Source organism: Stieleria marina (assembly GCA_007741555.1).
Classification (GTDB): Bacteria; Planctomycetota; Planctomycetia; order Pirellulales; family Pirellulaceae; genus K23-9.
In genome coordinates this window covers 5,724,968-5,746,482 of the sequence record CP036526.1, presented here as the reverse complement: position 1 = coordinate 5,746,482, position 21,515 = coordinate 5,724,968, and the positions used below count along the sequence as shown (strand labels likewise).

The window sequence follows — 21,515 nt, the reverse complement described above, 5'->3', positions numbered from 1 at the left end:
GCGTGCCCTTTCGCAGCTGAGAAGAAAATGGAGGAGGAAACCACTTGAAGACACCTGAGTACGTGCCAGCAATGTGAGGTGATCGTCTGCGCCGAACAATCTTTGCCGAAAAACAACCCGTCGATGACGCAGCGTCTCGGATTCAATTTGCCATTCGTTGCCGTGAAGTGTCGACCCAATAGGAAAATAATTTTCATCTGTTTTCCTCCACGGCGACTGCATCGGCTTTTTCGGCGGTGATCAATTGTCGCTGCGTGATGCTGGTTTGCAGGATCATGTCGTAGTCGTCGTACTGGACGCGATCGCCGGTGGGATCAAATTTGCCCGCGTGAATTGAACGAATGATTTCGTGAACTACTTCATCGGCCGCATCCAACTGTTCGTCGGAAAAATTGGCGATATTGATTTTCGTTTCTTCTTCTTTCTCGCTGATGTTGAAATAGCCCAATTCGACATCCGACGCCGGTGCATCAATGCCCAAAAATGGAACCATCAGGCGGTACAGCGGCAACTGCAAGTCGATCCACTCATCGCCGTCATCAGTTTTCTTGAGATGCTTTTTCTCTGGTTTGTGCCCGTGGGTTTTGTAGTCCAAAATTGCCCATCGGCCCGTGTCGGGATGGTAGTCGATGCGATCAAATCGGCCACGAATTCCCATTGATTTCCCTCCCTTCGATTCACCATCAAGCTGGATGATGGCACCTGGCAAGACTTTGCCATCGGCGGTTTTGGTGGGCGTTTCGTTCACGCTTGCTTCGGCAGCGCGGATTTGCCAGCCCGCGGCGATCCGTTCAGCTTGGACTTTGGCGACGACTTGCAATCGCTTTTCGGCTTGCTTGACTTGCAGTTTGACTGCCATCGCCACATTGTCAGCGTAAATGTCAGCGGCGTAGTCGTGAAGATGTTGGATCAACGCAGATTCAATTTGGCTGACGTCCGTCAGTGTTTTTTGATCTGATAGTCCATAGCGTTCAAGGGCTCCGTGTACGAGATCGCCAAACTGGTTGGCAGCCAATTCGCCGGTCAAGTCATCGACAGGGCGCATCTTCAGAACGTGCCGTAGATAGAACCGATACGGGCAAACCATGTAGTCGCGAAATGCCGTGACGCTCATCGTTTTGACTCGCGTCGGATCCGCGTTCAACGCAGGGATTGGCAGCTGCGTATTTTTAACTTGGTTGTCCCACTGGTGTTTTACAACTGTCTTGGTGCGTTGGCCGCCCAGCAAATAGCGGATTCGGCGAGCTGAATCGACCGGTGGAGCGGCAGCTATCAGACGACTGGGCGGTGTGGGCGAACCATCGGCAGAGTTTTGCCCGACGATAAACCGGATGCTGTTGCGAGTCGAAAGCATCAAGTGCATTGCGTACGCATCGCGAGCGTAACGTCGTTCGTTGTCCACCATCCGAAGACGGGTTCGCAAGGTTCCAGGCAGAAACGGATCGCTTGTGATTGCACCAGGGACGAACGGATGATTCAGGCCCACCACGACCATTGCGGGCGCATCATCAAGTGCCAAGTCCAGCCAGCCGAGGATCTCTACATCGCCCGGGTCAGCTGTGTCAGCGATTCGCGTATCGCCCAATCGCTGGGCCAGCATTTCAAATGCGATTGCGCCTGATACGGCAACGTCTAGGTGATCATTGAGCGACGTGAATCTCTCTAGCAAACGTTGTGTCGCGGTAAGCGCGTGCTCTGTCCGAGTGGCTGGTTCTGCTTGGGTTGGGGATTCAACCGTGGCTGACGATTCGGAGGCATCGCTTGTGAAATGTGTGTCGACGTAAATGCGGCAGAGCCATTGCTGTGCCAGTCCGCTCCAATGTGAAAGCGGTTTGGGATTGGCAACTTTTTCACTGGTCAAGAAATCCTTTAACCAATCGTTTATCCACTCTGCGATTGTGATCGCAATGGGGAAATCCTCGACAGCTTTCGGTGAAAGTGGTTCGTCAACGCGGCGCGGAAAGTGGTTGGCCAGCAACGCATCGATTTGCGGAAGCCAGTCAACGGGAGCTTTCTGGTTGTTCTCTTTCGCAGCCTTTTGCGTCAACCATGTGTGAACATCAGCGTGGCGCACTAGCGCTGCCAGCGATTGCCAGTTCTGACGTTGCAAGTAGGTCGCAGTCAGATCGAATAATCGACCCACTGCGGTTTGGCTGATCGACCAGCCCAAGTGACGATACGTTGGGACCCCGCAGCCACGTAGATGGATTTCAACTGGCCCGACTTGGGATTCATCAGTCACTCCCACAGTGATTTGATCGGCGGCATACAGATCCGCAAACTCTGCAAGTGTTTCGGCGACAGCGGCAGACTGATCGGCGATGTCAGCGGCCGGGATCAGCTGCTCGTCGCGTAGAGGCAGCTGGCAGTCGACCCACGCCGAGGTTTTTACGCTGCCGAGTGAATCGAAATGATCAGCTGCTGTGTCGGGAGCCGCGACCAACGAGATCACCTTGGACGGGAGGCTCAAAAGCATTTCCGTAACGACGTCGCTCAAGTCTGTGGTGCCAATCAGAATGACGTCCTGTGGCGTTCCGCACTGCTGAGCAGCAATCGCGTCGCGACGAGCTTGGTGGGGATCGGCGACGCCTGCTTGTTGCAGCGTTTGCAAGTACCTGCCAAACAGTTGGTCCAGCAATTTCCAACGCCGCTGTTCGGATTCTGTTTCGGCCTCTTTGACGACGTCTGCAAATGACAGCGAACTGGACGCAAGTTCGCTATGCAATCGTCGTAGTGTTCCGGCCAACTCCAACCACGCGCTCACGGCATCCGCCAGCGGGAGTGTTGGCACCAACGGTCGCAAGTCGTCCGGATTCATGTTTCGCAGGACGTCTGACCAAGCCAATGTCTGCTCGAAATCCAATGCCAATGGATAGGTGGGCGTGTAGAGTTTTTCGGCAAGTTGTCCGACCGTGATGATATCCGGCAATCGAAAATCGAAGTCTTGTTCTTCGGATTCCCATCGCAATAGCGAAGCAAGTCGGCGTGTACTTCGCGCCGCTGGTAAAACGCAGATACAGCGGCTGGCGTCCCAGCGATTTCCGCTGGCATAGGCATCACGCAAGTAATCAACCGCGCGCGGCAAAAGGGGCGAATCCCAGCCGAGGTAATGGCACTCGGGTTTTATTGTTGGAGGCGTCACGAATAGGTATGTCGTCGCGAGAGTTGCAGGTTGACCTTTTAAAGAGTGTCGCGATTACCGTGACACGTGTGGTCAAGCGAACAACCATTGTCGGAGAAATCCGACAGTTCGCCAATGATGGGCGTTTTTTGCGAAGAGGCCAAGTTGGTGCAACTGGCTGAGAACCGAGTTGGTGCAACTGGCTAAGAAGGGGCGTGATCCGTCTGGATCCGCCCTGGTTTGTGCGATCAGTACGCTGACCACCACGAAGTCGACTGTTGCGTGACGTCGACTTCGGCTCACGCCGTTCGGCTTTTGTTTCTACGACTCGAGCGTAGCAAACAAAACGACCCGTTCTAACGAAGATAAGATCCGCTGGTTGACGAAGTTGGGTAGCCGTCTGATGCGCCCGGGTATCCGGTGCTGGACGTGCTTCCTGGCATGTAAGTTCCCGCGGAACTCACACGAGCTTCTGGTTGGCTGCTGTCAGCTGGCGATGTGTTGCCGCTGGTTTGAGCGACCGTCGACGCTGTGTTGGTGTTTACACTGCCAGGCCACGTTGCGTTTGCGTCAGAGCTGCCACCGGCAGCAACGTTGGCAGATGCGGTCGTGGAAGCTTTTGCGGCTGGCCCTGTATCGATCGTTGGAAACGAGATGGCAGTTGCTTCTGTGCTGGGCGCGGTCGTTTTTGTTTGGCTATTCGCTGCGGTTGAACTTGGCAGTGAATAAGCCGACGGAGTGGTCATCGATGCAGATGGCGCTATCGCCGAGGTAGCTGGTTTGGTCGCGCCAAACTGATATCCCGACGGGATGGAGGCGGCGTAGTTGGATCCGTTGCCGGCTGATGGCATGGTGATCCCGGCTGCGGACACCTTGGGGACTTTGATCTTGGGAACATTGATGTCCGGGATCTTGATGTCTGGAAGGTTCATTTTGGGGACGGAGGCAGACGCGGTGACTGCTCCTGAGTTTCTCGTCGCGGGAGTGTTCCAGTTGGGAGCCGCAAATCCTGCGGGCTGAGTCTTTCCGTAGATGCCGTTGGCTTGAGCCGCGGACATGTTGGCACCCGATGACGATGCGGGAGTCACGTAGCTGGGGGCACTGACGGCGCTGGCGATCTTGGTGTCAGGCACGCCTGCGGTGACTGGTTTGGTGCTTGGTTGGGCCGTTCCGCCGGCAATCGATGCGATGGCTTCGGGAGTGGCCGATGCGCTAGGCGGCGCAGGGTAAGTCGTCGTAGGGCCGCTTCCGGCAAGAGCTTCGGCAGACGGCTCGCTGTTGAATCCAAATAGATTTGCGCTGGATTTGCCTGAGCGGCAGCCGGTTGATCCCACGACCAACAAAGCGGAAGCGATGATGGCGTAACGACCGCGTGATTTGAATTTAGTGAGCATCCTTGCCTATTCCTTCGACAACTTAGTTCCGAATTGACGAATCCATTTCGTTTTCTCGGATACGACAATCCGAAATGTTTAACAAATCGGAAAAGTCGGTCCCATTTCGGATAACCAAATGAAAGCAATCGCTCCGTTTCGAAGCACGCTTCCAAACGCGACCGTAAGAACTGTTTTGAATCGTTGTCAATGTCAGCTACGATCAAATCTCGTTTCCTTGTCTGCTTTTAGCGCAAAGGACGAAATTCGCAGCGTTTGTCGACCTGCAGAGCAGCGTTTGTCGACCTGCAGAAGTGGCCCTGTGATTTCTCTCGCCGGCAACTCTGTGAAACTCAGCCGCACTTCAGCATTCGATCGTCCGCCAATCGACGGAACGATCTCGTTAGCGGAACTTGCTAAACCTGCATCGCAGTTCCCATCGTCGTGCCAGGTGCCGGCAAGTTGCTGCTGCCTTGCAAGAACGTATCGATCGCTCGTGCAGCTCCGCGGCCTTCGTTGATCGCCCAGACAACCAGGCTTTGGCCGCGGCGACAATCGCCCGCCGCAAACACCTTGTCGATGTTCGTGGCGAATTTACCGTGGATCGCTTGGAAATTGCTGCGTGCGTCGACTTCTAACCCAAGCGACTCGGGCAGGTATTGCTCGGGGCCCAAGAAGCCCATCGCCAACAGGATTAGTTGTGCCGGCCAAACTTTTTCGCTGCCTTCGACTTCGGCCATCTTCCAACCACCATCGTCGGTCTTGGTCCAGCTGACTTCGACGGTTTTGACACCCTTCAAATTGCCGTCGTCGTCTTTCAAGAACTCTTTGCTGAGCAATTGGTATTCGCGCGGGTCGCGACCGTACTTGGCTTCTGCCTCTTCGTGGCCATAGTCAACGCGGAACACGCGTGGCCATTCGGGCCAGGGGTTTTCGTCGGCGCGTTCTTCGGGCGGTTTGGGTAACAATTCAAAGTTCACCAAACTGCGGCAGCCATGGCGAAGGCTCGTGCCGATGCAGTCGGTTCCCGTGTCGCCGCCGCCGATGACGATGACATCTTTGCCCTCGGCACTGATAAAGTCGGCGTCGATCGAATCGCCATGAACCATCTGTTTGGTGTTTGCCGTTAGAAACTCCATGGCAAAGTGGACACCGTTGGCGTCACGATTGGCGATCGGCAGATCACGCGGCTTGGTTGCGCCGCACGCTAACAGGACAGCGTCGTTGGCGTTGACCAATTCTTTGGGATCGACGTCTTGGCCCACATTTGCGTTGGTCACAAACTTCACGCCCTCGGCCGTCATTTTGTCGACGCGGCGCTGCACGGCTTCTTTGGACAGCTTCATATTCGGGATGCCGTACTGTAGCAGTCCGCCGATGCGGTCGGCTCGTTCGTAGACCGTGACTTCGTGGCCGACTTTGTTCAACTGATCCGCGGCCGAAAGCCCCGATGGACCACTGCCGACGATGGCGACCTTCTTGCCTGTCCGCGACTCCGGGGGCGTCGGCACGATCCAACCTTTTTCCCAAGCATGGTCGACGATCGCGTTTTCGATGTTCTTGATCGTTACCGGTGGGTTGGTGATTCCCAGGACGCACGAACCTTCGCAAGGTGCCGGGCATGTACGGCCGGTGAACTCGGGGAAGTTGTTGGTCTTGTGAAGCCGTTCGATTGCTTCTTTCCAGCGATTGTTGTAGACCAAATCATTCCATTCGGGGATCAAGTTGTCGATCGGACAACCTGTTCCGGACTGGCAAAACGGAACACCACAATCCATGCAGCGAGCGCCTTGCTCACGAAGATGGTCGATCTTGGGTTCTGTATAGATTTCGTCGTAATCGTTGATACGGACGACCGGCAATCGCCAAGCGACTTTCTTGCGGTCAAACTCTTTGAATCCTGTAGGCTTACCCATGATTCTTTCTCGGTAGGTTTTGTGTTTGTTTTCTAGGTGTTTGGCAGCGGCAACGTCGGCGGTCCTGCGATGCTGATCGCAGGGCCACTGAGTTAGGCAGTTGCCGTTTCGGCATTTTTCATTTCGTTCAAGACGCGTTTGAAGTCCGTCGGCATGACCTTGACGCACTGCGACAGGAACGTGTCCCAGTTCGCAAGAGCTTGTTCAGCCATCACACTGCTGGTGAACTGATGATGCCGCGTGATCATCTCTTTGACGTCGGCCTCTTCTTCGCCCGGTTCGATCTTTTCAAGTTCAACGGTGGCCAAGTTGCAATTCAAATTGAAGTTGCCATCGCGATCCCAGATGTAAGCGATTCCACCGGACATGCCGGCCGCGAAGTTACGCCCGGTTGGCCCAAGAACAACGACACGTCCACCCGTCATGTATTCGCAACCGTGATCGCCAACACCTTCGACGACCGTTCTGGCTCCGCTATTGCGAACGCAGAAACGTTCGGCGGCACGGCCTCGTAGATAGGCTTCACCGCTGGTTGCCCCGTACAGACAAACGTTGCCAACCAAAATGTTCTCTTCGGCGGCAAAGCTGCTGACTTTGGGTGGGTAAACGATTACGCGTCCGCCACTGAGTCCTTTGCCGACGTAGTCGTTTGCGTCGCCTTCCAGTTCGATGGTCACGCCATGCGAAAGGAACGCGCCCAAACTTTGGCCTGCCGATCCGGTCAATTCAATGCGAATCGTGTCGTCCGGCAATCCACCTTGGCCGTATTTTTTGGCCACTTCGTTGCTAAGGATCGTGCCGACGGTGCGATTGATATTGATGATCGGCGACTGGATGACCACGGGCGTTCCGTTTTCGATCGCCGGTTTGGCCTTGTCCAAAATGACGGTCATGTCGAGCGATTTTTCGAGCCCATGATCTTGCTCTTGGCTGCAAATTACCTTCACTTTGTCGTGCGGTTTATTCGCAGGCATCAGCATGGACGTCAGGTCCAAACCGTCTGATTTCCAGTGCTTGATCGCGGCATCGGTTTTCAAGACTTCGCTGTGTCCGACCATTTCATCGATGGTTTTGAAGCCTAGTTTGGCCATGATCCGGCGGGCTTCTTCGGCGACCAGGAACAAGTAGTTGACGACGTGTTCCGGTTTGCCGTTGAACTTCGCACGCAGTTCGGGGTCTTGGGTGGCGATCCCGACGGGGCAGGTGTTCAAGTGACATTTCCGCATCATGATGCAGCCCAGAGTGATCAAGGGTGCCGTGGAGAAACCAAATTCTTCCGCACCCAGCAACGCAGCGATCACCACGTCGCGGCCTGTTTTTAAACCGCCATCGGTCTGCAGGACAACGCGGCTTCGCAAATCATTGAGGACCAAGACTTGATGCGTTTCGGCGATGCCAAGTTCCCAGGGCAATCCGGCATGCTTGATACTGGTCAGTGGTGAGGCACCGGTTCCGCCCGTGTCGCCGGCAATCAGGATGTGATCGGCGTGCGCCTTGGCGACGCCCGAAGCGATCACGCCCACGCCGACTTCGCTGACCAGTTTGACACTGATGCGAGCGGCACGGTTGGCATTTTTTAGGTCGTGGATCAGCTGAGCCAAATCCTCGATCGAATAAATGTCGTGGTGCGGTGGAGGACTAATCAGTCCCACGCCCGGGGTGCTGTAGCGAATCCGAGCAATGTTTTGATCAACCTTTTTGCCCGGCAGTTCGCCGCCTTCGCCGGGTTTGGCTCCCTGCGAAATTTTGATCTGAATCTCATCCGCATTGGACAAGTATTCGATCGTGACACCGAAGCGTCCCGAAGCGACCTGTTTAATGGCCGATCGTTTTGAATCGCCATTTTCCATCGTCTCAAATCGGACGGGGTCTTCGCCACCTTCGCCGGTGTTGCTCTTGCCGCCCATGCGGTTCATCGCGATCGCCAGCGTTTCGTGAGACTCGGCACTGATACTGCCAAAGCTCATCGCACCGGTGCAGAAACGCTTGACGATCTCGCTAGCCGGTTGCACATCGTCCAACGGGATCGAGTTGCCGGTTTCGTTGAAATCGAGCAAGCCCCGCAAGGTACAGCGATTGCGATTGTCCGAATTGATCTGATGCGAAAACTTCCAGTACGCATCTTCGTTGTTGTTTCGCGCGGCCAACTGCAGGTTCGAGATCGACTCGGGCGACCAAGTGTGCTTTTCGCCTTCGGCTCGCCAGTGATATTCGCCCAGGTTGGGAAGTTGCGGAAGTTTGTCATCGACGCGTTCGGGATAGCCCAGTGAGTGACGACGCAGAGCTTCTTCGGCCACGACGTCAAAAGAGACACCTTGGATACGACTCGCTGTGCCGACGAAACACTTTTCAATGATCTCGTCCTTCAGGCCAAGAGCTTCAAAGATCTGAGCACCCTTGTAGCTTTGCAGCGTGCTGATGCCCATTTTGGCCATCACCTTGAGCATGCCTTTGGCAACACCCTTTCGATACGCAGCAACGATTTTCTCGTCGTCCAACGCTGGATCCATCAGCCCGTCGCGACGTGATTGCCACAGAGCCTCGAATGCCAAGTAAGGATTGATCGCGTCGGCTCCATAGCCAATCAGCAGGCAATGCTGATGCACTTCGCGTGCCTCGCCGGTTTCGACGACCAAGCCAATTTGCGTTCGCTTGGCTACCTTGACCAAGTGATGGTGCACGGCGCCGATTGCCAGCAGAGCGCTGACCGGAACACGGTCTTGGCCAACGGCACGGTCACTTAGCACAACCAGTTCGATGCCCGCGTCGGCGGCGGCTTCCGCTTCGGTAGCGATTCGGTCCAACGTCTTTTGCAGACCCGCTTTGCCTTTGGTGCGATCAAACGTGATGTCGATCACTTGGCTTTTCCAGCCTTGGTGATTGATGTGTTTGAGTGCTGCGATTTCTTCGTTGGTCAAAATCGGATGATCCACCAACAAGCGATGGCAGTGCTCCGGAGTCGCATCCAGAATGTTTTGCTCCGGACCGATGTAGCACTCCAACGACATGATGACTTCTTCGCGGATCGAATCGATCGAAGGATTCGTGACCTGGGCAAAGAGTTGTTTGAAGTAGTCGTAGATGATTCGCGGCTTGTCGCTCAGGCAAGCAATCGCGCTGTCATTGCCCATCGACCCGACGGGGTCGCGAAGCTGTTCGACCAACGGACGCAGCATGAAGCCCATGGTTTCGGCGGTGTATCCGAATGCCTGCATGCGCGGCAACAACGTCTCGCTGTCGAAACCGTGCGGTTCGCTTTCGGGATGCAAATCGGATAGGCGAATTCGTTGTTTTTTAAGCCATTCACCGTACGGTTTGGCTTTCGCGAACGACGACTTTAGCTCTTCATCGGGAATCAAACGGCCTTCGGCGAAATCGATCAAGAACATCTTGCCCGGTTGCAAGCGACCTTTGGATTTCACGATGGCGGGATCGACCGGCAGCACGCCTACTTCGCTGGCCATGATCACACGGTCGTCGTGCGTGATGTAGTAACGACTCGGTCGCAATCCGTTTCGGTCCAAAGTCGCTCCGATGTAATGACCGTCGGTGAACGCGATCGATGCCGGGCCATCCCACGGTTCCATCATGCAAGAGAAATACTCGTAAAACGCTCGCTTGTCCTCCGACATCGTTTCATGCTTCTGCCACGCTTCGGGCACCATCATCATGATGGCTTCTTGAAGCGTCCGGCCGTTCATCAGCAAAAACTCCAGCACGTTGTCAAAGGTGCCCGAATCGCTGCAGTTCGGTTCGACGACCGGAAACAGTTTCTGCAGTTCGTCGCCGTACAGTTTGCTTTCGGCGTTTCCTTTACGAGCACGCATCCAGTTGGCGTTGCCGCGCAGTGTGTTGATCTCGCCGTTGTGGCTCATGAAACGCAGCGGCTGAGCACGGTCCCAGCTGGGGAACGTATTCGTCGAGAATCGGCTGTGAACCATTGCCAAGTGTGTTTCGAAATCGTCGTCACGAAGGTCGCTGTAGTAAGGCAGCACCTGTGCCGGCGTCAGCATGCCTTTGTAGATGATGACTTTGGTACTCAGCGAGCAGACGTAGAACATCAAGGCTTGTTCAAGCGTGTCGCTGCCGCGCAGAACATGGGCGGCTTGCTTGCGGATCAAATACAGCTGGCGTTCGAATTGGTCGGCATCCAATCCGTCGGCGGCGCCCACGAAGAGTTGTTCGATGAACGGTTCAGATGCGCGCGCCGTCGGTCCGACGTCAGCGTTGTCGGTTTCTTGAGGCACGTCGCGCCAGCCAATCAGCGTCTGGCCCGTCGATGCGATCAGTTCGTTGATTTTTTCTTTGCAGAATGCACGCTCGGTTTCGTCCTGAGGCAGGAAGATCAGTCCCGCGGCAAAACGGCCGGGCTCGGGAAGATCGACGCCCAAGTCGGACTTAGCCACCTTCTTCAGGAATTTGTGCGGCAAGCCACACATGATTCCTGACCCATCGCCGGTGTTGGGTTCGCAGCCACACGCACCACGGTGGTCCATCGCGATCAAGATTTCGTCAGCATCCAAGACGTTTTGATGACTGGGCTTGCCTTTGATGTGTGCGATGAACCCGACACCACAGGCGTCGCGTTCTTGCTCGGGATCGTAAAGGCCTTGAGCGGGTGGAAGGTGAATGAGTTTTTTCATCGGTAAGTCTTCTTTGTCGTTCAGACCGGCGGCGACTGCCAAGTGGTCTTGAAAGGAGTGTCTGAGATGATGTTTCGTTTGGCACACGGTTGCGAACACTTGAAGTTCTGAACCGCTGCGATGACCGCTAGGCAACCACCGAGGTGCCGTCGCCGGTGTCGATCGCGGTGCCTCCCAGCGGAGGCTTCGTTGGAGATCGACCGCCCACCCCGCGTTTGGGAGGTTTCTCTTTCTCGGATTCAATCGGCCGCCCCAAAAGAAGCGACCCGAATTCACTCGCGGCGCGGCTGAGCCGACCGGCACGCCGGTACAGAATGCCAAGCGGTCGCGTGATTCGTAATTCGCGGCACGCCACGACTCGCAGCGCGCCGGTGGCGGTTTCGCGGTGAACGGCCGCTTCGGGGACGATGCCGATTCCGCGGTTGGCTTGAATCGCACGCACCATGGAATCGCAGTTGTCAAATTCCATCTGGATGTCAACGCTTACGCCAGCTTTGGCCAAACTCTGGTCGATCTCTTTTCGGATGGCCAGTTTGCGATCGAAGCCGATCATTTTCATGCCGTTCAAATCGTCAAGCGTCACGTCGGTTCGCTGCGACAACGGATGCGACGGCGAACAAACCAAACGCATCGGTTCCTGTTGCCAAAGCACGTAGCGGAGTTGTTTTGTGTTTTTGGGAAAGCTGACCAGTCCGAAATCAACCGTTCCATCAGCCGTCATTTCGATGACACGTTCGTTGGTTCCAAACTCCGGATGCACCTGCATATCGGGGTGGATTCGGGTAAACGCCTCGAATGCTTCGGGCATGTAGCTGAGCCCGACGCTGTAAATGGTTCCCAGCGTCAACGTGCCGCTGAGCGACTCGCTGGTGCACCGAACCTCTTGCTCCAGGCGATGGTAGTTGTGAACCAATTTGCGAACGCCATCAACGTACGTCCGGCCTGCGGCGGTCAAGACGAGGGGCCGTTTGGAACGGTCGATCAATTGCACACCGATCGATTCTTCTAGATGCTGCATCGCTTGGCTGACTCCGCTCTGAGTCAATTGGTGAGCAGCCGCAGCTTTGGAAAAGCTACGCAAATCGGCGACGGCACAGAAGATTTCGAGGGTTCGCAGATGCAACGGGAGCAAACGTTCTTTGATAAGTCTTGCTAATACTGAGGCTCGTCGCCTCAATTTTCATTAATGCAAGGTAGCAGAGGATCCGTGACCGTCAACTGCGCCGCAGAGTCGGCGTAACCCGCCATGGGCTAGGGAAGATGGCGGGCCACAGAAGGGCTGTAAGGGCCGGCGGCGGGTTCGCGTTCGAGGCAACGGCGGACCCCCTCGGTGGGAAAGGTCCGGGTTGGCGTTCGGGCTTTAGCGGCAATGGGGCCTGGCAACGGAAGCGGGCTCGCAGATGTGCGGCTCCGTCTCAGATAGTTGCCGTCGCAGTTGGGGCCCGCACAGTTTGATCGTTGGGCCGGATGGCCGTGCGTAGCGGGCGGCCAGGAGCAAAGGCCTAGCCTTCGGCGTTGGCTGTTCGCCAGCGGCGTGGCAAAGTGAATGCCCACAGCACTGTGATCCATCCCGCAGCAGCGACGGCCCAGGGCAGCCATTCTTTGGGACGCCATTCGCTTGACGCACCATTGGGCACCCCGGTCGGATCAAAGAAGTCGATCGCCTTGGTGCCTTCGCCCGAATACAGAACTGCACTGTCGATCATCAGGCATTCAGTGCCGAAGATGATGGCCATGATGCCCAACGCGATGAAGATCGCACGCCACATTGCAGAGTTCCACGGGTGAGAGAAAACAAGACTCTCTATCTTTATCGGAGCTAGTTGCTAGCAAGTTGATGGTGCCGTTGGGTTTCCTCAAAGTGAATGCAGTTGGAATTACCCGCTCAACCGCGCCAGGGGCGCAGCGAAATTGAGAGCCGTATCGCCCCGCACTTGAGTTTGCTTGGAAGAATGCCAGCTAAGCGGCAGCGACTAGGGCTACAGCAGGTGCTTGGCTTTGACTTCCAGGTACTGGTTGACCAGTGGTGCAGTCAGTTCGTCTGGAAACGCGTCGACGATCAAGACGCCGCGATGCTCCAAGTCTTTTAGAACTTGGTTTCGCCACAGCAAAATGTCTGCTGCTGCCGCGGCGCGGTACATGTTTAGCGGGTCACCGTCGGGTGATTCGGCTGCTTCAAACATTTCGCGATCTCGCAACAGGACGCCAAGAGGTAGGTGTTGGCCGTTGATGTTGGTCAAGTAATCGACGACCGAGTTTGCGTTGACTTCGTCGATCACATTCGTGGCCAGTACAACCAGCGAGCGCTGTTTGCAGTGTCCCGATAAATACAGAAATGCCTGGTCGTAACGGGACTCGACCAACCGTGGAAACTGGTCAAACCCCGCTTGGATCAATCGATTCATCTGGCTCTTGCCACCGCGAGGCGGAATGTAGGCGTGAATCGTATCGGAGAAGCAAAGCATTCCCACGGAGTCGCCTTGAGAAAGCGCGACGTAGGCCATCATCAACGTCGCGTTCAGGGCATGATCCAGCAACGAGTAGCCGTCGCGTTCGTTGGTCATCATCCGCCCGCAATCGAGCAAGAAAATCACTCGTTGACTTTGGTCGCTCTGGAACTGACGAACCGTAAGCTTGCGGCGACGGGCAGTGCTTCGCCAATCGATGTGTCGATAGTTGTCGTCGCGACTGTAGTCGCGCAGTCGTTCGAAATCACTGTCCTGTCCAATTCGCCGTGTCCGCCGCACGCCGATCAAGCTCAGGCGATTGGTTCGGGCCAGCAGGGCGTAGTCGGACAGTTGTTTCATGTCCGGATAGACATTCAGTTGGTCGTGCGCGTCGATCGCAAGGTGCCGATTCCAGAGCCGTACGGGGCTGGTGAACCGCAGGTAGATTTTTTCGAGCGAAAACGCACCTCGTCGTCCGGGAGTAAGTTTGCGATGCGCCGTCATGCGACCCATCGGGGGCAAACGCAAAGCGTGCTCGGGTGGACTGGCTTTGAATTGTTCGGGCAGGTCGTCGCGAACGGCGCCGATCAGAGTCAGCGCCGTTCGGTTTTCGATCGTCACTTCGCTTGGAACGGGCACGCCCAGGGAACAGGTTCGCGCGATCGTTCGCGTCGCTTCGATCCCTTGATTGGTTGAAAGATACAGCAGCAGGAAATCAATCGCCGCGACGATCACGATCAGCAAATCGATCGCGACGACTGCGACAACAAACTGCGGACTAAACACATTGATCAGACTCGCTACGATCCCAGCGGTCAGCAAGAAGATCCAGGCCCGCGTCGGGTAGATCTTCATGCGAAAACCGGCCGCGATCATCGGAAATGCAGCCAGCAGCATCAGCAGCCAAGGCAACTGAGTGAGCCACTGAATCTGGTTCGCCGCGACTTGTTGGACGGATTCGTCAATCAAAGCGATTGCTTTCGAGCGGGGGTTTCATGGTCGAAGGTTGCTGTGACGAGTTTGTTGCCAGTAGTTGGTCTGCCGGCGGAGTGGTTGGTGAGCGATTGCTTACAGAGCGATCGTGACGGTTTTGTTTTCGGTGTACGCTCGCAGTCCTTCTTCGCCAAGCTCACGACCGTGGCCGCTCATTTTGAAACCGCCGAATGGTGCAGCGGCATCGAACACATCGTAGCAGTTGACCCACACGGTTCCCGCGCGAACACGTGAAGCGTAGTCGTGTGCCGTCGAAAGATCTCGCGTCCAAACTGCGGCGGCGAGGCCGAACATGGTGTTGTTGGCTCGTTTGATCATTTCTTCCTTGTCGTCAAACGTTAGCACGCTGAGTACCGGCCCGAAGATTTCGTCGGTGGCGATCGACATGTCGTCTTTCACATTGTCAAAAATCGTCGGAGCGATGAAGTAGCCTTTGTCGCCAACTCGTTTGCCGCCGGTGATGCATTTTGCACCCTCGTCGCGTCCTTTGTCGACGTAGGACATGATCTTGTCAAACTGAGCTTGGTCGACCTGCGGGCCTTGCTGAGTGTCCGCGGCGAAAGGGTCGCCTACTTTTCGTTTTTCGGTCAACGCTTGTAGTTTTTCTAAGAACTCATCGTGCACGCTACTTTCGACGAACAGGCGACTGCCTGCACAGCAGCATTGGCCCTGATTGAGGAACAGCCCGATGTAGGCACCATGTGCGGCGGCGTCCAGATCTGCGTCGGCGAAAACAACGTTGGGGCTTTTGCCGCCCAACTCGAATGTCAGTCGCTTCAGTGTGTCAGCCGAATCTCGCGTGATGATTTGTGCCGTGCGGTGTTCGCCAGTGAACGCAATTTTGTCGATCAACGGATGCTTGACGCACGCGGCACCGGCGGTCGGGCCAAAGCCTGGTACGATATTGATTACGCCGTGGGGGATGCCGACTTCTTTGGCCAGCTGAGCCATTCGCAGACAGGTCAACGGAGTCTGCTCGGCGGGTTTCATTACGATCGTGCAGCCCGCTGCCAGTGCTGGTCCCCATTTCCAAGCGGCCATCAAGATGGGGAAGTTCCACGGAATGATTTGCCCTGCAACTCCGACCGGTTCGGACTTGGTGTAGCAAAGATGGTTGCCGCGGATGGGAATTGTCTTGCCGTGGATTTTGTCGGCGTAGCCGGCGTAGTACCTCAAGCAGTCGATCGCCAGCGGCAAATCGGCGGTGCTGCTTTCGCTAAACGGTTTGCCATTGTCCAGCGTCTCAAGTCTCGCCAGGTGTTCGAGTTCCGATTCCATACGGTCGGCCAACTGGTACATCAGTCGGCCGCGATCACGGGCATCCATTTTGGACCAAGGGCCTTGCTCGAACGCATGGCGCGCCGCTTTGGCCGCCAAGTCAACATCCTCGGCATCGCCTTCGGCGACTTGGCAAATTTCCTCTTCCGTGGCCGGGTTGATCGAAGCGAACGTCTTTCCGCTCACCGCCGGTAGCCATTTTCCGTCGATGAAGCACTCGGTTTCGGTGATCTCAATGTCGGGGGCAGTAGAAGCGATGGTCGACATGGCAAACCTTCATTTTGGGAAGAAAAATCAGACGAGTCCTCGGCCCAGTATTGTAGCGTAGTTTTCAGAGTGTTTGTTCGGTCGTGTCGATCGCGCGAGCACCGGCAAAAGCCATTGCAAAGTGCGCTGCCCCGGTTGCTGCCGCGATTGTCGATTGAGTTGTCATCGTCTAGCCTTCGATGTGTCCGGCCGGCGTTTGGTTTGCCTGGTTGGCACCGGTCGAAGCGGCCGGAGGCGAAGTGTGCGTGGTTTTGCCCGCAGCTCGTTTAGTCGAATTCGGGTCTCAGTTTGGTTCGTTAGGGACCAGGGTTTATGGAACATTCTTTTCTGTCTTATCTGCGCGGCCGCTGCCGTTCGCTTCCTCAGGTTGCCGTTGGAATTGGCGACGATGCCGCCGTCATTGATGCTGCAGTGACCGACGCTGCGGGCAGTCCCGCTGAGCGGCAGTTGGTTGCTTGCACGGATCAGATCATCGATGGCGTCGATTTCGTTTCGGCAGAACATTCGCTCGCCGACGTGGGTTACAAATCGGTCGCGATTAACTTGAGCGATATCGCGGCGATGGGCGCGACTCCGACGTCGGCTCTCGTGACTTTGGCATTGCCCGACAAAAATGCGACTCGGATCGCGGGCGAAGTCTACGAAGGCATCTTTGAGATCGCCCGTGAATTTCAGATCGCGATCGCTGGCGGCGACCTTTCTACTTACAACGGTCCGTTGTCAGTCAGCGTGACGCTGTTGGGCGATGTGCCAGCTGGGGCTGCTTGGCTACGCAGCGGAGCTCAGGAAGGTGACGCGATTTTGGTCAGCGGATTCGTCGGTGGCAGTCTGCGCGGGCGGCATCTCAGGCCGCAGCCTCGAATCGATTTGGCCACCAAGCTTCGCGAACTGGTCGATGTGCACGCTGCGATCGATATCAGCGATGGTCTGTCGCTCGATCTCGATCGGCTTTGTGCGTCCAGTCACGTGGGGGCGGAGCTAAGTGTCGAAACGATCCCGATTCACGACGATGCCATCGTGATGGCACAGGATTCCGGTCGCACGCCCTGGGAGCACGCTTGGTCGGATGGCGAAGATTTCGAGCTAATTTTCACGCTTAGCCAAGCAGACGCGGACAGGATTTTGGAAGCCGATCTGGGTGTTGAGCTGACCCAAATCGGTAGCGTCGTCGGGCGAACCGGACTGTGGAAGCGAAAGGCCGGTAAGTTCACACGGTTGTCGCCGCAGGGCTACTCGCACTAGATTGCGACCAAGCTGCTGGCGAACCGGTTGTTGCTGGATGGGCTGCTGGCGGTTCGCTGCGGAAGCAGGTCGTGGCGGCTGTTCTTTTATTACCTGGCTGGCAATCAAGAGGGGGTGCCTGCCCCTCGCTCCCCCAGAGGGAGTCGGCAGCTCGTCGTTGTGTTCGGCGAGAAAAGCTGCGCCCAAGTTCACGTGACTGAAGAGGTCAGGCGGTTTGGGAGGGTTGTGCGGTTTGCTGTACGACTCAACCTGTCAAAGCGATCGATTGAACTTGTCATATTCTGACGGCCGGATCATGCTGAGAATCGGAAGTCGCTCGACTTCGGAGGGTTTCCGGCGGGACGTTCGGTCCCGAATGAGACCCACGCAATACATGAAAACTCGATTTGGGCTGCCACCCAAGTGGACGAAGTCCGCGCTGACAGGCCCCTTTTTGTAAAGTTTGCTTTGTAGCGAAGTTTGATCGTTTGGCCACTCCGTCCAAGTTCTCGACCTCGCAGTGATCACTGATGAATTGATTACTAATGATTCGCATCTAGATGCCAACCGCACTCATTACCGGAATCACTGGCCAGGACGGCTCCTATCTAACGGAGTTGTTGCTGAAGAAAGGCTACCTCGTTCACGGAATCGTTCGTCGCAGCAGTTCGACGGTCCGGACAAGACTTGATGGTCTTTTTCATGACAAGAACATCTATGATCGACAGCTCTTCCTGCACTACGCCGACTTGGATGATACGACGACCATCCGGCGGATCATGGTCAAGACTCAGCCGGACGAACTTTATCACCTCGCTGGGCAATCACATGTGGGAGCGAGCTTCGACATCCCCGAAACAACTTGCCAATTCACTGCAATGGGCACCCTGAAGTTGCTGGAAATCGTTCGCGATCTAGAAAAGCAGCCGCGGACGCTTCACATCAGTAGCAGCGAAATTTTCGGGCGTCCAAACGAATCGCCTCAAAATGAAGCGACCCCCATGCGTCCTGTGACGCCCTACGGAATTGCAAAAGCATTCGCGACACAAATGGTGGCTCTCTACCGTGAATCTTTCGGCATCTTTGCGACCAACGCGATTTGCTACAACCACGAATCACCTCGTCGCGGTGAATCATTTGTGACACGAAAGATCACCAAAGCGGCTGCAGCGATCAAGCTCGGGCAACAAGACAAGCTGTCCTTGGGCAACTTGGATGGCAAACGTGACTGGGGTTACGCCCCGGAGTATGTCGATGCGATGTGGCGAATCCTGCAGCAAGAGACGCCCGATGACTTTGTGTTGGCGACTGGTCAACAGCATAGCGTGCGAGATTTTTTGTCGGCCGCGTTTGAATCGGTCGGCCTGAATTGGCGAGACCACATCGAGCAGGATTTGCGATACATGCGTCCTGCGGAAGTGTCGCGTCTGGTAGGTGACGCGGCAAAAGCAAACAAGCAACTGGATTGGCGAGCCAGCGTAGGCGGCCCCGAAGTTGCCAAGTTGATGGTGCAAGCAGACCTTGTAGCGATCACGCAATCAAGCCTTCCCGTGGTTGGTCGATAGTTCAAGATTGACATGACGGATTTGACGGTAAATTGAAATTCATTAGCACGATCCGAACGACCTTAGTGTGGTGTACCGCCGCGCTGTTGGCTGTGTTGCCGATTGTGATTGCAGCAGACTTTGGCGGAATCCTCCGCTGGACGCAGTTGTTGATCGGATTGGCGACGGTGGCGATCACGCTGTTATCGCTGGCTGCCTATTGGGACCAGCCCAACAAAGGTCAGCTTCGCCAGCACGTGCTGCTCTTGCCGTTAATCGCATGGTTATTTTTTGCATGGTTCCAAACCCTGCCAATCGCACCGGGAATCGTCAGCCTGCTTAGTCCCGGATCGTACACGGCCTACACGCAGTGGCTCAGCGGAATCGTTCCGCCGAGCGAAATGCCCACGAAGTTCTCGATCTCCGTCGCACCCCACGATTCGCGTCAAGCCGTCGCGATGCTTGCCTTAGTCATCGGCATCGTTTTCGCCTCGACGATGACCTTTTGCACTCGAGCACGAATCATCCTTCTGCTGAACGTTGTCGCGCTTGGCGTTGCGGCTCACGTCGGCTACGGATTACTACGGTTGGTCTTCCCAGGGGCCGACCTCTACGACAGCGTCAACGACCTTTCATACGCGTCCTTCGGCACATTCGTGAACCCGAACAACGCTGCCCTTTTCATGAACCTTGGTCTTGGGTGCAGTCTGGGCCTGCTTTCATGGCGTATCAATGCGCTGGCGGGGCAAGAGCTAGATGACGAACAGTTTGAATTCAATGATCTGGTGTCATTGATGGGTGATCGTGACTCGATGATCGGCGTTTTTTGTGCCGTCATTTGTCTTGGCGGTTTGCTGCTTTGTGGATCGCGCGGTGGAATTGTATCCGTCTTATTCGGAGCGTTGCTTGCGTTTGGCTGGGTTCGCCAGCGGCGCGGTTTGGCGACCTTGCCAGTAGTGGCTGCTGCTCTGGCGATAGCGGCGGCAATCCTTTTGTTGCCTATGAAACTGAGCATGAAAAGCATTGAACGATTCGAGTTTTTTAGCGATGATGCTAGGACGTTTGCTAGCGATGGGCGTTTGCTGATTTGGCCAGATGGGTTTGAAGCTGGTGTAAATTATCTGCCTGCTGGTTCCGGTCTGTCCACGTACGCTTTCTCTCACTTGCCATACCAGTCAGGCGTTTTGAAAACCTGGGCGCAGCACGCAGACAATCTCTGGCTGGAACTGTTCGTCGAGCAGGGGATCGTGGGAGTCGCTCTGGCAATAGTCATCATGTTTCTGATTGTTCGATCACTGACTAAGTTGCGTGAATCACCAGACCCCATTGATCAAGGTCTTCGAACAGCTGGTTGGTACATCTTAGGAGTGATCCTCTGTTCGCAGTTCTTTGATTGCGGATTGATGTTGCCAGCTAACCTATTGCTAGTCGCTGTAATTTATTCAGCGACGATCACTCGGCACGTCTCCGTGCGGACTCGCGATGCTTCGAGCGATGAGACGCGTCAGTTGGGCAGTGACGACAAGGTCGGAACCCCAGGTATTCTGCCGGCTGAAAATACGATTTTTGCAGGGCGTTGGCGCAAACCGCTTTTTGTCGTGGTCGCACTGCTGGTAGTTGCGCTGCCAATTTTGAATCTACCGACACTCCGGCGCAACGCAGGGATTGAGTCGTTGGTCCGATCAGCGAATTTTCAGATCGAATCTTTGCGCACCGATGCGGATGGTCTGGATAGCTTGGCCATCAAGCTGGCGTCAGACCTGGGCGACAGCCCCGAGCCGCAACTATTGGAAGCTCTAGGAAGTGTCCTTCGTTCGCAGGCTCGCTTGGCGGAAGTCTATGAGAAGCGGCCAAAGACTTCCGATGAAGTGGCACAGCTGTTCGACGAGACCAAACCAGCCACTCGTAAGTCAGGAAGTATGCAAATATCGCCCAGCGTGCGAAGACAGTACAGCAGTGCATTGTCAAAATATCATCAGTCACTTGCTGTGCGTCCGCTCGGTGTCAATGCACGTTCGGGAAAACTGTACCTCGATTTTCTGCAAACCGATTCGAGCCAATCGAAAAAGTCGCTGGAGCAGCTCTTTGTTCTTCATCGCAATAACCCCGCTGTTCTGTTGTTGCTGGGGCAATATGCTGCCAATCGAGATGAGTACGAACTGGCAGCCAAATTATGGAGAACGGCGGCCATGGAGCGAAGTGGCTTGACTACAAAAGCGATTGAATTGGCCAGTTTGCACGATCAGATCAACATTGCTGAGGTTGTTCCTGATCGGCCGGAAACGATTCGCCTTGCGTCAAGGTACTTATTGCAGTCCGGTCAAGAGCAGGCGAACGAGTATTTAGCTAATTCGTTCGATGCTGTGGCTTGCGACAAGTGCAATTCGCTGGAGGAAAAAGCGGCTTGTTTGTCTTTGCAAGGCGACATCGCTTACAAGTTGGAACGTCACGAACTAGCATTTAAACAGTATCGACTCGCGATCGATCGAAGTCCATCGGACGCAGAGCTGCGCCTGAAGCTGATCCGCCGGCTCCGTGAACAAAATCGTTCGGACCAAGCTCGCAAGGAATCTAGTCGCGGGCGAACCGTGATTCCCGGTGACAAACGATTCGACAGCATGATTAAGTCGATCGCGCAAGACGACCTGCGCAAGGCTCTGTCACAGTGAATAGTGACGCGAGCCGACTCAAGACTCTACTTCGTAACCAGCC

General features: G+C 55.5%; 11 protein-coding genes. 3 read left to right on the top strand and 8 right to left on the bottom strand.

Going from position 1 to position 21,515, the window contains the following annotated elements:
- Positions 1–193: 193 nt before the first annotated feature.
- The 8 genes from K239x_RS20305 to K239x_RS20270 all read right to left on the bottom strand — a co-directional run bounded on the left by K239x_RS20305 (position 194) and on the right by K239x_RS20270 (position 16,038).
- On the bottom strand, positions 194–3,142 hold the full coding sequence (locus K239x_RS20305; protein WP_419189209.1) for a PD-(D/E)XK nuclease family protein: 2,949 nt from the start codon (positions 3,140–3,142) through the stop codon (positions 194–196).
- A gap of 335 nt (positions 3,143–3,477) precedes the next feature.
- Entirely contained in the window at positions 3,478–4,515 is a 1,038-nt protein-coding gene (locus tag K239x_RS20300; RefSeq protein WP_145420080.1) for a hypothetical protein, read from the bottom strand.
- A 395-nt stretch (positions 4,516–4,910) separates the two neighbouring features.
- Positions 4,911–6,410, bottom strand: coding sequence for a glutamate synthase subunit beta (locus K239x_RS20295; protein WP_145420078.1), 1,500 nt, complete (start codon positions 6,408–6,410; stop codon positions 4,911–4,913).
- Positions 6,411–6,502: 92 nt separating this feature from the next.
- Positions 6,503–11,053, bottom strand: a complete 4,551-nt coding sequence (gene gltB / locus K239x_RS20290; RefSeq protein WP_145420076.1) for a glutamate synthase large subunit — start codon at positions 11,051–11,053, stop codon at positions 6,503–6,505.
- A 127-nt stretch (positions 11,054–11,180) separates the two neighbouring features.
- Positions 11,181–12,134 (bottom strand): LysR family transcriptional regulator, encoded by a 954-nt coding sequence (locus K239x_RS20285; RefSeq protein ID WP_419189208.1) that lies wholly within the window; start codon positions 12,132–12,134, stop codon positions 11,181–11,183.
- A 421-nt stretch (positions 12,135–12,555) separates the two neighbouring features.
- Entirely contained in the window at positions 12,556–12,822 is a 267-nt protein-coding gene (locus K239x_RS20280) for a hypothetical protein (RefSeq protein WP_145420073.1), read from the bottom strand.
- Positions 12,823–13,032: 210 nt separating this feature from the next.
- The gene (locus tag K239x_RS20275; protein ID WP_419189207.1) at positions 13,033–14,469 is read right to left on the bottom strand and encodes a DUF58 domain-containing protein; all 1,437 of its coding nucleotides are present in this window, start codon (positions 14,467–14,469) and stop codon (positions 13,033–13,035) included.
- 99 nt (positions 14,470–14,568) lie between these two features.
- Positions 14,569–16,038 (bottom strand): aldehyde dehydrogenase family protein, encoded by a 1,470-nt coding sequence (locus tag K239x_RS20270; RefSeq protein ID WP_145420071.1) that lies wholly within the window; start codon positions 16,036–16,038, stop codon positions 14,569–14,571.
- Positions 16,039–16,350: 312 nt separating this feature from the next.
- Between K239x_RS20270 and K239x_RS20265 the strand changes: the two genes are divergently transcribed.
- The 3 genes from K239x_RS20265 (at position 16,351) to K239x_RS20255 (ending at position 21,472) form a co-directional block, all read left to right on the top strand.
- Positions 16,351–17,280, top strand: a complete 930-nt coding sequence (locus K239x_RS20265) for a thiamine-phosphate kinase (protein WP_145420069.1) — start codon at positions 16,351–16,353, stop codon at positions 17,278–17,280.
- A gap of 539 nt (positions 17,281–17,819) precedes the next feature.
- The gene (locus K239x_RS20260) at positions 17,820–18,824 is read left to right on the top strand and encodes a GDP-mannose 4,6-dehydratase (RefSeq protein WP_145420067.1); all 1,005 of its coding nucleotides are present in this window, start codon (positions 17,820–17,822) and stop codon (positions 18,822–18,824) included.
- A gap of 32 nt (positions 18,825–18,856) precedes the next feature.
- Entirely contained in the window at positions 18,857–21,472 is a 2,616-nt protein-coding gene (locus K239x_RS20255) for an O-antigen ligase family protein (RefSeq protein ID WP_145420066.1), read from the top strand.
- The last annotated feature ends 43 nt before the right edge of the window (positions 21,473–21,515 follow it).

What these genes read in the sequence shown, in the direction of transcription:
- K239x_RS20265 (WP_145420069.1), top strand. Translation starts at nt 16,351, where the DNA reads ATGGAACATTCTTTTCTGTCTTATCTGCGCGGCCGCTGCCGTTCGCTT.
- K239x_RS20300 (WP_145420080.1), bottom strand. Translation starts at nt 4,515, where the DNA reads ATGCTCACTAAATTCAAATCACGCGGTCGTTACGCCATCATCGCTTCC.
- K239x_RS20260 (WP_145420067.1), top strand. Translation starts at nt 17,820, where the DNA reads ATGCCAACCGCACTCATTACCGGAATCACTGGCCAGGACGGCTCCTAT.
- K239x_RS20295 (WP_145420078.1), bottom strand. Translation starts at nt 6,410, where the DNA reads ATGGGTAAGCCTACAGGATTCAAAGAGTTTGACCGCAAGAAAGTCGCT.
- K239x_RS20270 (WP_145420071.1), bottom strand. Translation starts at nt 16,038, where the DNA reads ATGTCGACCATCGCTTCTACTGCCCCCGACATTGAGATCACCGAAACC.
- gltB (WP_145420076.1), bottom strand. Translation starts at nt 11,053, where the DNA reads ATGAAAAAACTCATTCACCTTCCACCCGCTCAAGGCCTTTACGATCCC.
- K239x_RS20280 (WP_145420073.1), bottom strand. Translation starts at nt 12,822, where the DNA reads ATGTGGCGTGCGATCTTCATCGCGTTGGGCATCATGGCCATCATCTTC.